This is a genomic window from Paenibacillus sp. J31R30, from assembly GCF_059692115.1.
On the sequence record NZ_JCAUAV010000004.1, the window covers coordinates 105403 to 118031 of the forward strand.

General features: G+C 43.9%; 11 protein-coding genes. 1 reads left to right on the forward strand and 10 read right to left on the reverse strand.

Annotation, left to right across the window (positions count from 1 at the left end):
• Positions 1-19 precede the first annotated feature (19 nt).
• From AC58QO_RS17425 to coxB, 10 genes are all read right to left on the reverse strand, one after another.
• The gene (locus tag AC58QO_RS17425) at positions 20-2380 is read right to left on the reverse strand and encodes a helix-turn-helix domain-containing protein (protein ID WP_497267685.1); all 2361 of its coding nucleotides are present in this window, start codon (positions 2378-2380) and stop codon (positions 20-22) included.
• Positions 2381-2525: 145 nt separating this feature from the next.
• On the reverse strand, positions 2526-3407 hold the full coding sequence (locus tag AC58QO_RS17430; protein ID WP_497267687.1) for a carbohydrate ABC transporter permease: 882 nt from the start codon (positions 3405-3407) through the stop codon (positions 2526-2528).
• A 10-nt stretch (positions 3408-3417) separates the two neighbouring features.
• On the reverse strand, positions 3418-4374 hold the full coding sequence (locus AC58QO_RS17435; RefSeq protein WP_497267689.1) for an ABC transporter permease: 957 nt from the start codon (positions 4372-4374) through the stop codon (positions 3418-3420).
• 82 nt (positions 4375-4456) lie between these two features.
• Positions 4457-6076: an extracellular solute-binding protein gene (locus AC58QO_RS17440; protein ID WP_497267691.1), complete on the reverse strand. Its 1620-nt coding sequence runs from the start codon at positions 6074-6076 to the stop codon at positions 4457-4459.
• Positions 6077-6304: 228 nt separating this feature from the next.
• Entirely contained in the window at positions 6305-6760 is a 456-nt protein-coding gene (locus AC58QO_RS17445) for a DUF420 domain-containing protein (protein ID WP_497267693.1), read from the reverse strand.
• 16 nt (positions 6761-6776) lie between these two features.
• Positions 6777-7634 (reverse strand): cytochrome c oxidase assembly protein, encoded by an 858-nt coding sequence (locus tag AC58QO_RS17450; RefSeq protein ID WP_497267695.1) that lies wholly within the window; start codon positions 7632-7634, stop codon positions 6777-6779.
• 99 nt (positions 7635-7733) lie between these two features.
• Positions 7734-8051 carry a cytochrome C oxidase subunit IV family protein gene (locus AC58QO_RS17455; protein ID WP_497267697.1) on the reverse strand — a complete coding sequence of 106 codons (318 nt, stop codon included), beginning with the start codon at positions 8049-8051 and terminating at the stop codon, positions 7734-7736.
• Complete coding sequence (locus tag AC58QO_RS17460; RefSeq protein ID WP_497267699.1) at positions 8052-8666, reverse strand: cytochrome (ubi)quinol oxidase subunit III; 615 nt, start codon at positions 8664-8666, stop codon at positions 8052-8054.
• 2 nt (positions 8667-8668) lie between these two features.
• Positions 8669-10501 (reverse strand): cytochrome c oxidase subunit I, encoded by a 1833-nt coding sequence (ctaD, locus tag AC58QO_RS17465; protein ID WP_497268143.1) that lies wholly within the window; start codon positions 10499-10501, stop codon positions 8669-8671.
• A 66-nt stretch (positions 10502-10567) separates the two neighbouring features.
• Positions 10568-11584 carry a cytochrome c oxidase subunit II gene (gene coxB / locus AC58QO_RS17470; protein ID WP_497267701.1) on the reverse strand — a complete coding sequence of 339 codons (1017 nt, stop codon included), beginning with the start codon at positions 11582-11584 and terminating at the stop codon, positions 10568-10570.
• Positions 11585-11863: 279 nt separating this feature from the next.
• Between coxB and AC58QO_RS17475 the strand changes: the two genes are divergently transcribed.
• Positions 11864-12559, forward strand: a complete 696-nt coding sequence (locus tag AC58QO_RS17475; RefSeq protein WP_497267703.1) for a YhcN/YlaJ family sporulation lipoprotein — start codon at positions 11864-11866, stop codon at positions 12557-12559.
• The last annotated feature ends 70 nt before the right edge of the window (positions 12560-12629 follow it).

A 12629-nucleotide genomic window follows, 5' to 3' on the forward strand; every position in this document is an offset into this window, starting at 1 on the left:
CCGTTCCTCCTCATCCTCATCAGTTCATTTCCTTATATTTCCCAGGCGTTATTCCTTCGTATTTCTTGAAAACACGAATGAAGGTAGCCACTTCATTATAGCCAACAAGCCTCGCGATCTCCGAAATCGAATCTTGCTTATAACTAATCATCTTCTTCGCTTGTTGAATGCGATATTTCGTAATGTAGTCGAGCAAGCCCTCACCCGTCTGATCCTTGAATAATTTGGATACATAGCTGCCTCTTAAGGCGAAGTTTTCACCAATCGTATTCACATTCAAATTGGCATCTTGATATTGTTCTTCGATATATCGCATAACTTTGGCGATCAGCTCACGCAAAGTCTCCGTGCGTTCCTTCGTCTGATTAGCTTCTATTTTGGAAGCGGCAAACGCACATACCTCTTTAAGCAGCTGCTGCAGCTCTTGCTGCATTTCCAGAATCGTGTCACACGCGATAATTTTATCCATCCATAACGGGTTGTCCCCTAGCCATGGCTGCGTTGTTCCGTCTCCAAGCTCATTAATCGCCTTCACCATCGTGCCAACGAGATTAAAGATAAGACATCTCGCCAAAGTAAGCGAAACCAGCGGCTTATCGAAATTACGCCCCATGATCTCATTCATACTAGCCGAGGCTTGCTCGATATTTCCCGTTTTGATGAGATTAATAATTTGCTGCTCCATTTGGAGCGGATAGAAATAGCCCAACTGCAGCTTATCAGCCGTGTTGATACGGATCTCATCGTACGTGATGATCTCCCTTTTACCCCGAACCATCTTATATTCCATCGCGTCCAATGCTTCACTATAGGCCTCTGCAACGCCAACCAAAGAAGGATGAACACCGCTGATGGATATCGTTAGATCCATATGGAACCGCGTGAGGAACCGCTGTGCCTCTGCGGCAATCCAGTCCAAATCGACCTTACGCTCATCTGCATCCGTTTCCGCAAAGTTCACCAAACACACCATCATATCATCAATCTCAGCCACATAACCGGCATGCTGGCGATGACCAACGAGCTCTTCGACGACATTCGTGATAATGAACTGCATTAATTTCCTGCGTTCATTGATATCCATACCTGGTAAATTCGTAGATATACTATCGGAATTCTCAACCGCAAACAGAATAACCGCGAAATGATTCGAAATCAAATCCATATGAAAGGTTTTGAACGCTTCCTCGTACGATACGAGCGAATCGATTCTTCCCTTCAGCAGTCGATTTAACATATTTGAACGGAGCACATGATGGTGAGATTGCAGCTGCATCGCGATTTGATCCTTTTCATTCCGAGTGTGCGAGATCATTTTCTGAATGAAATGCAGTTCATTCCCATCTACCCGTTCTTCGAAGGCATTTTTATCAGAAATCGATTGCACCAATCGTTGGATCGGTGAGTAATTACGGCGCAGGAAGAACCAAGTTAGCACGGCTGCACCAACTAAACTTATCAGTATGCTAATGTAAGTAAATTTGCGGACATACACCGCTTTTTCCCAATAAATACGGCTTGGAATGATCAATACATATTTCAGATCAGACACTGCCGATTGAATATAGAAAAGCTCTGATTCTCCATCCTGCGAAGGCTTATACGTCACATTATCCCCATCCTGCAATTGCTCCAGAATGAGATTCTTATTCACCGTCACAGGGACATTGGAGAGGAGAACTTGATTGTCATGGTTAAGGATAACGATTTGTCCGCCGCTGAATCCTGAAATACTTTCGATTGCCTTCTCGAACCGCTCCATATCGGCCATGACAACCACCGTACCTGTCTGCTTGCCATTCAAATCCTTAGGCAGGTGTGTGACATACGCGATGGAAGAGGACGAAGGGCCCGCATCTACGCGAGGAAGGATAAGAAACTGATTATTCGTAGCTCGGTGAATCGTATCCAGCCATTGTTCATACCGGAGGGTACCTGTATTGTGGATCGTATCATACGCGGTTTGCAGATCTCGAATATTCCCTGGACGGAGAATCGAAGCCTCCTGATCCCAGGTCACATAGAACTCATCGATCGTCGCATATGAGGTTTGATACATCCGAAATTCTTTCACGAGTTGAAAAGCAAGAAACTGATCATCATTCGTTCGGATATTGCTATACATTAGGCTTTGAAGCTTAGCATTCCAAGTAATTTCCATATTCAATCGTTTCATCAAATCGAACTGCGTGTCAATCGTGTACCTAACTTGTTTCAATAAGGAATCATTGGCACGGTGAATTTCACTTTTTAACGCGTCACTAGACTGTGTATATATGAGAATGCTCATCAGCATCGGCACGAACAATACGGCACTGTATGACAGCAGCCAAGTAAATATAATGCTCTTCCTTCTCGGCCAAAAAAATCGAAACTTCACATGGATCTCCTCCCACTGCGCACGTTGAAAATTCTTCTGAAGGGGTCGTCTCCTTCACTCTATTATACCTCTGTTCGCAAGGGGAGGAATGTCCAAAATAACAAATCCAATTGACAAAAGCGCTATTAGACCCCTTTTCTAGGGTCTAGCCCTTCAAGGAGCCTACCATTACCCCTTTGACAAAGAAGCGTTGTACGAATGGGTAGACACATAGAATTGGCAATGTTGCTACCACAATTGTTGCATATTTAATCGTTTCCCCAATCTGAAAGCGATCACCCGCATCAGCTCCCACGGACATGCCGTCTGTTGAGTTCGAGATTAAGATTTCCCTGAGCACAAGCTGTAACGGGAAGAGGTCTCGATTCTTGATAAAGATCGATGCGTAAAACCAGCCATTCCATTTATCAACCGCATAATACAGAATCATAACGGCAATGACGGGCATGGAAAGCGGGATGATGATTCGGAACAAAATCGTAAAGTGATTGGCGCCATCGATTTTGGCCGATTCCTCTAGGCTGTCTGGTATCGCCATAAATGCTGTTCGCATAATAATCAAATTAAATGTGCTGATGGAGAATGGAATAATCGTCGCCCATAGGGTGTCGAGCAAGCCTACATTTTTGACGATCAAATAGAGCGGAATTAAGCCCCCATGGAAGAACATGGTGATGACGATAATGATCATGAATGCCTTATTCCAGATCACATTTTTCCGAGAGAGTACATATGCGCCTAACGCGGTCATCAGGAGGTTAACAATAACACCAGCAACAACGATAAACATCGTGTTACGGTAACCAATCAGGATCCCAGGGTTCTTCATAACCCCTTTATAGGCTTCCCAACTAAAACCAAGTGGTTTATATAAAATCCCTTTGTGGGCAACTAATTCATTCGCATGACTGAACGAAGCAAATAGGACATACAGCAGCGGATACAACGTAACTACTACGAGCACTGCTAAAATCAAATGGATAGCAATATCGAACAGTCTTTCTACGAAACTTGGTCCTTTTCTCATCAACATCACCTCACCATAAGCTGCTTTCGTTAACTCTGCGACTAATATAATTGGCTGTTATAAGTAGTATTAGATTGATAATGGAATTAAATAAGCCCACAGCGGAGCTATAGCTCCATCCGAACTCTAGCAAGCCTTTGCGATAGACGAAGGAGGAAATCACGTCCGCCGTTTCGTAGCTGACAGGGTTGTAGAGCAGAATGATTTTCTCAAAGCCCACGTTCAACAGGTTCCCCATACGCAAAATAAACATAATCGCAATGGTTGGCAGTATACCTGGCAATGTGATGTACAACATCTGTTTCCAGCGGCTTGCGCCATCCATACGGGCGGCTTCATATTGCTCGGTATCGATACTCATTAAGGCAGCAATATAAATGATAGATTCCCAGCCAATACGCTGCCATATCTCGGATAAAATGTAGATCGGTCGGAACAACTCCGCTTTCTGCAGCATCGCTTGACCGTCATACCCGAAAGCCATCGCGATATTGTTAATGACCCCATCCGCATTCGTAAAGTCCGTAATAATCCCGCAAATGACGACGAGCGATATAAAGTATGGCATATACGTAATCGTTTGGGCGACTCGTTTGAAGGTCTTACTCCGTACCTCATTAATCAAAAGTGCCAGAATAATCGGTGCAGGGAACTCAAAAACCAAGGAATACAAGCTGATTACCAGCGTATTTTTCAATATGCGCCAAAAGTAAAATGAGCTGAAAAAATCATGAAAATGCTTGAAACCTACCCAGTCGCTCCCTAGAATTCCCTTCATGGGTGAATAGTCTTTGAAGGCAATTAAGGCACCATACATCGGTGCATAATGGAAAATCAAATAATAAGCGAGCACAGGTACCATCATCAGGTATAAGTATTTATTGGCAATAAAATCACGGATATATCGATTGGTCCCCGTTCGTTGCTTCGTGAGCGTTACACTTTCCAGCGGCTGTGTATTCGCCATCTCCATCCTCACCCTCTCACCCCGTATATTTTGTAGAGAAGGGAGATCCTAGATCCCCCTAACCTCTCCATGCTTGTGAAACCTATCGCTTGTTATAGCGATCAAGTGCTGCTTGCTGAATTTCGATGGCGCGGCTTAAATTCAGGGATTTCATTTTTTCCACATACTTCTCAAAGCCATCTACCGGCTCATTGCCCAAAATGATTTTCAACGTCATTTCATCCACCAACGTGTTCATGTCGCCCATGATTTTCGCATATTCGGAGCTTTCTTCCGGTGTTGGTGTAAGCGGCGGTAAGCTGTATTTCGCTGTATCGGTTTTCTTCCACACATTGATGGCATCGCGTTGCGTTGGCAGTACAAAGAATTGCTCTGCATAACGCTTATCTTGGATAAATGGACCGTTGTAGCTCCCCCGAATGTGCATGGACATCGCTTGTGCAGGGGCTAACTTATCTGGATTTTTCATCAGCAAGTCGGTATATTTCGGATAGCCATCTACCATCGAGTAGCTAACGCCCTCAGTCCCAAAGTTGAAGAACATGTGGCCAGCTTCACTGTAGCCATAATCCAGCATTCTTACAGCTAATTCTGGATTCTTGGACTTCGCCGTTACCGCGACAATGCCTCCGGAGGAATAAGGATTATCCTTTTGACCAAATTTCGGCGTATCGCCTTTTTTAAGTACCGGATATGGCGCAGCTACCAGCTGTGCCTTAGGGTCTTTGGCCTGAACGAGTGGCTGCCATTTACCTATTCCGCCGCCGGCATTCCCAATACTTGCCCCTGTCGCACCCGATGCGAAGCTGCCATCCAAAGCTTTTGTATCCACCGTTGCAATGTTCTTATCTAGCAAACCGTCTTTATACCATTGGTTGAACGTCCTCAAGTACTCTTTGAAGCCGCTTTCTGATGGACCGAATTTGATTTTGCCATTCTCCAAATAGAAACCACGGTTAACCCCAAATGCGCCTAAGAATGCACCGTTATAGGATTCATTGAAAAATCTTGGTTTACTGATAAAAGATAGTGGCGCCGCTGCGCCTTTCTTCTCTTTAAATGCCTTTAATGTCGTTGTCCAATCATCGATTGTTTCAGGAACAGGGAGTCCTAACTCATCTAGCCAATCTTTACGAATCATCGGTCCTTGGAACACCTGTAAATACTCATCTCCACGAATGAAAGGGAAGGCATAGTAGCTGCCGTTATCCGTTTTTACCATTTTGTCGACTTCTGGATGCTCTTTGAGGTATTTCTTCAAGTTCGGCGCGTATTTATCAATCAGATCATTCAACTTTAAAATGTAACCATCTTTAATGGCTTTCTCAGGTCCACCTGGGAAATCACTTAAGAAGTTGTATTCGATCATATCAGGCAAATCCCCAGATGCGAGCATCACGTTTAGCGCTTCTTTGGCTTGTCCTGTAGGCGGCGCTAAGAATTTAAGCGGTACACCTGTTTTCTTCTGCCACTCTTGGAAAAAGGGAACATCGGCATGTGTCGTTTTTACACCTGTTAAGTTTCCGTTCAACTCACCCCAATAGGTAAGTGTTTTATCAGTTGTCATCGGATACGTCGTCGCGGTCGTTGTAGCTGGTGATTGTGACTCACCCGTTGTTGTCGTTGTTTCCGTCTTCGAGGAACAGGCAATGGCTGTGCCCATCATCATGACAATCATGGTTGAAGCTAAAATTTTCTTCATTCGTTGACCCTCCACTACATGTTATGGTGAGATGCATCTCTTCCTTAAGCGTAGCGGAATCCATCGGATTCACCTATGAGCAATATGAAGAATGGCATGGTCATTTCGTCATGACAAATTGTTGATTTCCACAATCCGATGTGCAAAATCACGAAATCACCCCTTAAAAAGACAAAAAAATAGCACGGAACGATGCTTTTTCACATCATTCCGTGCTATTCATATTGTTTATAAACCGAAAATGGCATCAATCACTGGCTTCGTTGTTCCACCTGGGTACAAGACGTACAACAATACGTAGACCATAACGCCTGTAGGCGCTGTTAGCAGCCACACAATCGCAGCAACCTTACCAATTTTCTTGTGTTTTAGGAATTTCTTTTTGTAAGCAAACCACAACGTGATGAGACCAAGTATGCCACCAATTGTAGCTAGTGTGATATGGAAGAATAAGAACAAATGATAAGGCAGCTTCAAGCTCTCTGGCCCGCCAAATGCTGTATTCCCTTCAAATAAGGTACGGGACATGTAGATAATGAAAAAGGCTAAAGCGAAAATCGCGCCTAGAACCATCAGCTTTTCATGCGTATCTCGGTTCCCTTTTACTATATGATACCAGCCGAACCCGACAAAAATGGCACTAATAACGATAAACATCGTAGAAATCGTGGGTAATATATGCATCTTTCTAATCCTTTCTCTAAGCGCGATTCCAGTTCCCGCCTTGATTATTCATGCTTTCTTGTGATGGAAGTGGATCCAATTCATCCTCATCCTTGCGCTCGCGGCGATACCAGCGGAAGAAAATATAAGCTAATGTGGCGCCATAGATAATCTCTTGCAATATTTTCATAATGACACCACCGAGTTGTTGATCATCGAGCGGTGACAAATGAGCAAAAGGAACGGTTACATTGTCATACATATCGTAGATAATCGAATCCGCAAAAATGATGAGCGCACAAGCGGGTGTCAGTAAGACGCCATTCCCGAAAATATACGCCATTTTCTTCAAATCGTTCAAGCGATTCAGCTCAGGCAGCGGGCAAAATACTGGGAACCACATGATAAAGGCCGTCACTAAAAGCAAAGTATGATAAGCAAAAAGCGGTACATCATTCTTCATCAAGTAATCCATAATAAAAGGCATATGGTAGATGGAGAAGAGCATATTGAACATGAATAATGCGATTAGAGGCCGAGTGAAAAAGGAAAACAAGCCACGAAACACGATATTTTTCATACATACTCTGACTAACCATGCCGGTGTTCCTAACCAAATGAAGATCGGTACGATTAAATAAAGAATCGTTTGCTGGAGCATGTGCATACTGAACAAGTAGTGATGCCCAATATAACTAATTGGACTTCCTTGCCCAATATAGAATAAGACAAGCCCTGAGTAGAAGAGAAGCTGCTGTGAGATCGTAATTGGCTCTGATTTCGCAGCGCTCCCATTTCCCTTCACAACAAATCGACCATAGCTATATCCGATCACGACGACGATTAATAGTAAAACAGGATTCCACAAATCGAAAAAACTACCAATCTGACTCATACCTGCATCTATCTCCTTTCAAGCTGACTAATTCCGAATAACTCTGCTTAAAAAAAGAGGAGGCACTTTGTCTAGACAAAGTTGCCTCTTCTTGCTTTTTTACCACCAAACCCAATATACGGCTGTGATCACGCCGGTAAGAGCTACGAACGCTCCTGCGAAGATGAAAATTAGAGGGAACAAATGTCCTCTCTCTTTGGCATGCATCCAGAAAAGCAACTGAACAATAGCCTGCACGATCCCGAGAGATACGATGAAAATCAAGATAAACGAACGATCCAAGTCTCCGTAAAGTACGACAGCGAATGCCAACATCGTGAGTAGAATCGAAATAATGTAAGTCAGATAGTGATTCAAAGGTGATTCATGCTTAACTCGTTTGCTAGGTGCGTGTGTATCATGAGAATTGCTGCTCATTTAGTGACCCACCTTCCCCATCAGATAAACAACTGTGAAGATAAATACCCAGACTAAGTCGATAAAGTGCCAGTACAGAGAAGCGACGTAAAACTTAGGAGCCGTAACGACTGTAAGACCTTTCTTAAGTCCTTGGAAAATCAACAGCGTAATCCAGCAAACACCGAATGCTACGTGAGCACCGTGGAAGCCAACCAACGTATAGAACGAGGTGGAGAAAGCACTTGTTGTGAACTTGTGGCCTTCATGAACATATTCGTAAAACTCGTAGATCTCCATTCCTAAGAAGGAAAGACCGAACAAAACCGTAACTGCTAGCCAAGCTAGCAATTGACCTACTTTTTGACGGTGCATCGCAATAATTGCGAATACGCTCGTTAAACTACTTGTTAAGAGAATGAAAGTTGACCAACCAACCGTTTTGAGCTTGAAAAGCTCATCAGCTGTTGGGCCATCCGGAACAGAGTTCCGAAGGGCAATGTAAGTTGCGAATAAACAACCGAACAATACAACCTCAGCGCCTAGGAAAAGCCAAAAGCCAAGGACTTTATTTTTCCCTTCGAGGGTAGCCGTTTCCGGATTAGCAGGCAGTGCGCCCGTATGATGAGTACTCATGCCTATGCCTTACCCCCTTTATCGTCTTCCAGCTCTTCCGGTTCAATATGCCAACCGTGGTCGTCATATACGGAACGCAAGAACATGGCAATGAATGTAACTACGATACCTGCAGCAGCTACGTAGTAATTTTTGTACATAAAGCCAAAACCAGCAATGAACAATCCAACAGACATAACAAGCGGCAAGATCGATGCTGAAGGCATGTGGATCGAACCAATTGGTTCAGCTGGCGTCATTTGCTTGTTACCAGCCATTTTTTCTTTCCAGAAAGCATCCAAACCACGAACAAGCGGAGTTTGTTTGAAGTTATATTCAGGTGCAGGAGACGGAATTGTCCACTCCAAGGAGCGTCCATCCCACGGATCTGCAGGAGCTGTGATTGGTTTTCTTGCTGTAGCGATAATGTTGATAATGAATACCAACGTACCGATACCCATGAAGAACGCACCCACTGTTGAAACTAAGTTACCAACTTCAAGATCATAGCCTGGTTGATACGTAAAGACGCGTCGTGGCATCCCCATTAGCCCCAAGAAATGCTGCGGGAAGAATGTCAGGTGGAAGCCGATGAAGAACAACCAGAAATGCAATTTACCTAAGCCTTCACTTAGCATACGACCGAACATTTTCGGCCACCAGTAGTAAAGACCGGCGAACAAACCAAGAACTAGACCACCAACGATAACATAGTGGAAATGCGCTACTACAAAATAAGTGTCGTGATACTGGAAGTCAGCCGCGGGAATCGCAAGCATAACCCCTGTCGTTCCACCCATAACGAATGTTGGAATGAACGCTGTTGCGAAGATATTTGCTGTTGTGAAACGGATTTGACCACCCCAAAGCGTGAACAACCAGTTAAAGATTTTCACACCTGTAGGAACCGCAATCGCCATCGTAGCAATCGCAAAGATTGAGTTCGCTACTGGACCAAGTCCTGCTGTAAACATATGGTGAACCCAAACCATGAAGCCTAAGAAACCAATTAGCACTGTTGCAAATACCATGGAGCTGTATCCGAACAAGCGTTTTTTCGAAAAAGTAGAAACGATCTCAGAAATAATACCGAATGCTGGAAGAATCAAAATGTAAACTTCGGGATGCCCGAAAATCCAGAATAAATGCTCCCATAGCACGTTGTTACCGCCTCTGGCTGCATCGAAGAATGCACCACCGAAGACGCGGTCAAACATTAGCTCAACCAAAGCAACCGTAATCGCAGGGAACGCAAGAACGATCAGACCTGAAGTTACAAAAGCAGACCATGTAAACATTGGCAAACGCATGTATGTAAGACCAGGAGCACGCATGTTGATAATCGTTACGAGGAAGTTAATCCCCCCGATAAGTGTCCCGATACCTGCAATTTGCAAACCAAGTACGTAGAAGTCAGTACCTTGAATGTTGTTCTCTAGCGTTTGTCCCCAACTTGCGTCAGTGATCGAGGATAAAGGTGCGTATCCCGTCCAACCTGCGTCAGGAGCGCCGCCCAAGAACCAACTTGTGTTCATGAGCACACCACCGGCGAAGAATAACCAGAAGCCAAGTGAGTTAACGAAAGGGAACGCAACGTCCCTTGCACCAATTTGTAGAGGAACGATGGCATTCATGAAAGCGAAGATTACCGGCATGGCCGCAAAGAAAATCATCGTTGTTCCGTGCATCGTTGTTAATTGGTTAAATGCATCGCCTACGAAAATTTGTTGATCAGGATAAGCGAGTTGAATCCGAATCAAGATCGCTTCAAGTCCTCCGATAAGGAAGAAGAAGCCGCCCGCTAGTAAATACAGGATACCGATTTTCTTATGATCGACGGTAGTAAGCCAATCCATAAGACCGGTATGTTTTTTTACTGGATGAGAGTGAGCCAACGTATGAACCTCCTTTACATCAAGAGTTTATTTCAATGTTTGTAAGTACGTAACAATTTCTTTAATTTGAGCGTCATCTAATTTACCGTTAGCTTCTTTACCGAAAGCTGGCATTTTGTTGCCTGGTTTAAGCTCTTGCGGATTATGTATCCATGCGCTCATGTTCTCAGGTGTCTTCTCTAAGATGCCCGCAAGTGTGTCGCGATCCGCGAAACCTTTAAGGTTAGGTGCAACCCCTGGGCCGCTTGCATTCACAGCATGACAAGACATGCAATTTTCTTTAAATAGCTCTTCACCTTTTTGTGCAGTTGCCGGCACAGTAGAAGGTGCTTTCATTTTCGCAACCCAAGCATTAAAGTCTGCGTCAGACTTCGCTGCAACGGTGAAGTTCATCAAAGCATGCGATGCTCCGCAAAGCTCTGTACATCTACCTTGGAACGTTGCGATTTCATCAGCTTGCAAGTAAAGCGTGTTACGAATACCTGGGTTCGTATCGACTTTACCACCTAGAGATGGTACCCAGAATGCGTGCGCTACGTCAGCAGAAACAACATCAAATGCAATGATTTTATCCTTAGGAATCACTAGCTGTTGAGCTGTCGCGATACCAAGGTCTGGATATTCAAACTGCCACCAGAACTGATGCGCAGTGACTTTCACATGGATAGCGTCTTTGTTCTTGTTGTAATTCTCGGAGTGTTTGAACGTGTAGGATACTGTTGGCACCGCAAGTACTAACAGCAAGAGAATTGGAATTACTGTCCAGATAATCTCCAAAACATGACTTCCTTCGACTTGTTTCGGTATGCTTTCGTCGCCTTTACGCTTGCGAAAGCGAACTAAAACGTACACATAAATCGCAAATACGACAATTACGACAAAAATCATGATAAAGAGACTTAATTTCATTAAATAAAGCTGCTCCGTCGCTACAGGACCCTTAGGCACTAAAGCAGATAAGGTTGGGTCTCCGCACCCAGTTAGCATGAACGTCATCACCGCTAAAAGGGGTAGCAGACGCCAGAACTTTTTCAATTGACTCATTGTATCAACCCCACTTTTAAAACAATATTTTTACCACGAAGGCCATGCCCATGTCAATTCACTTTAATAACTATAAATTCGTGAAAACTTTTTGTCAATCGCTGTAGCAGAGTTCACAAATTGTTCTTAAACAGCGGTCTGTAGCGATATATTTCCCTTCATGGTTATTTCCATACACCCACCTCTTTATGCATAAAAGCCTTTATTTGTGAACACGAATAATTAGACAGAAACATCTCATCCTATAGACATTAAAACGCATTGGGAGGTCTGTTAACAATGTTCAGGAAGTTAGGTTTTCCGATTTATGGAATGATATTCCTCTTGCTCACATTATCTGCATGCGGCTCTAGCGGCAAGGAATATAGAGGCGATCGTGATGACTCTACTAGCTCGAATTTTGGCGCTCATGTCGAAAAAGCTGATCAGTTTGATAGAGCCTATCAAGTACAGCAGCTCTCTGGTCCAGTGACGCACAACAATACCAAACTGGAATACAGTCAATATCTCTCGGATCAATTGCACACCTTGGATGGGGTCAACACAGCCTTTGTCATGATTACGAATCAGAATGCGTATGTCGCATTAATGATGGATAGCAGTGCGATTGGTACGAAGGGCTTGACCAAAGAGACGAATAATCAAGGAACGACTAAAGGCTTCTACAACGATGATAATCCCTACGATGACTCGTTACCGGCTAATGATTTAAATAAAGGTTATAATAGTTACGAAACGGCTATTCATCATGATTTACTTTCTCATCCGTTTAAACAAGCCATTGCTGAGAAGCTTCGGGTGCTTAAACCAGATCTAATGGATGTTTACATTTCAGCAAATCGAGATTTCCTTAATAAAATGAATAGCTACGCACAGGAAAGCTGGAAGGGTCATTCCCTCATGCCATTATTAACAGACTTCAATCAGACGGTCACGCGTGTATTTGGGACTGCCCAGGTAATTCCTCACGACTAGTAAGATGGGGCTAGCCTCCTATGAGAAGCTGTTCTTCTACATAGGGGGTCTTGCCATGCCTTTTGGAGCA

Coding starts and splice junctions, on each gene's coding strand:
- AC58QO_RS17430 (WP_497267687.1), bottom strand. CDS start 3,407: ATGAGAAAAGGACCAAGTTTCGTAGAAAGACTGTTCGATATTGCTATC.
- AC58QO_RS17435 (WP_497267689.1), bottom strand. CDS start 4,374: ATGGCGAATACACAGCCGCTGGAAAGTGTAACGCTCACGAAGCAACGA.
- AC58QO_RS17440 (WP_497267691.1), bottom strand. CDS start 6,076: ATGAAGAAAATTTTAGCTTCAACCATGATTGTCATGATGATGGGCACA.
- AC58QO_RS17445 (WP_497267693.1), bottom strand. CDS start 6,760: ATGCATATATTACCCACGATTTCTACGATGTTTATCGTTATTAGTGCC.
- AC58QO_RS17450 (WP_497267695.1), bottom strand. CDS start 7,634: ATGAGTCAGATTGGTAGTTTTTTCGATTTGTGGAATCCTGTTTTACTA.
- AC58QO_RS17455 (WP_497267697.1), bottom strand. CDS start 8,051: ATGAGCAGCAATTCTCATGATACACACGCACCTAGCAAACGAGTTAAG.
- AC58QO_RS17460 (WP_497267699.1), bottom strand. CDS start 8,666: ATGAGTACTCATCATACGGGCGCACTGCCTGCTAATCCGGAAACGGCT.
- ctaD (WP_497268143.1), bottom strand. CDS start 10,501: ATGGATTGGCTTACTACCGTCGATCATAAGAAAATCGGTATCCTGTAT.
- coxB (WP_497267701.1), bottom strand. CDS start 11,584: ATGAGTCAATTGAAAAAGTTCTGGCGTCTGCTACCCCTTTTAGCGGTG.
- AC58QO_RS17475 (WP_497267703.1), top strand. CDS start 11,864: ATGTTCAGGAAGTTAGGTTTTCCGATTTATGGAATGATATTCCTCTTG.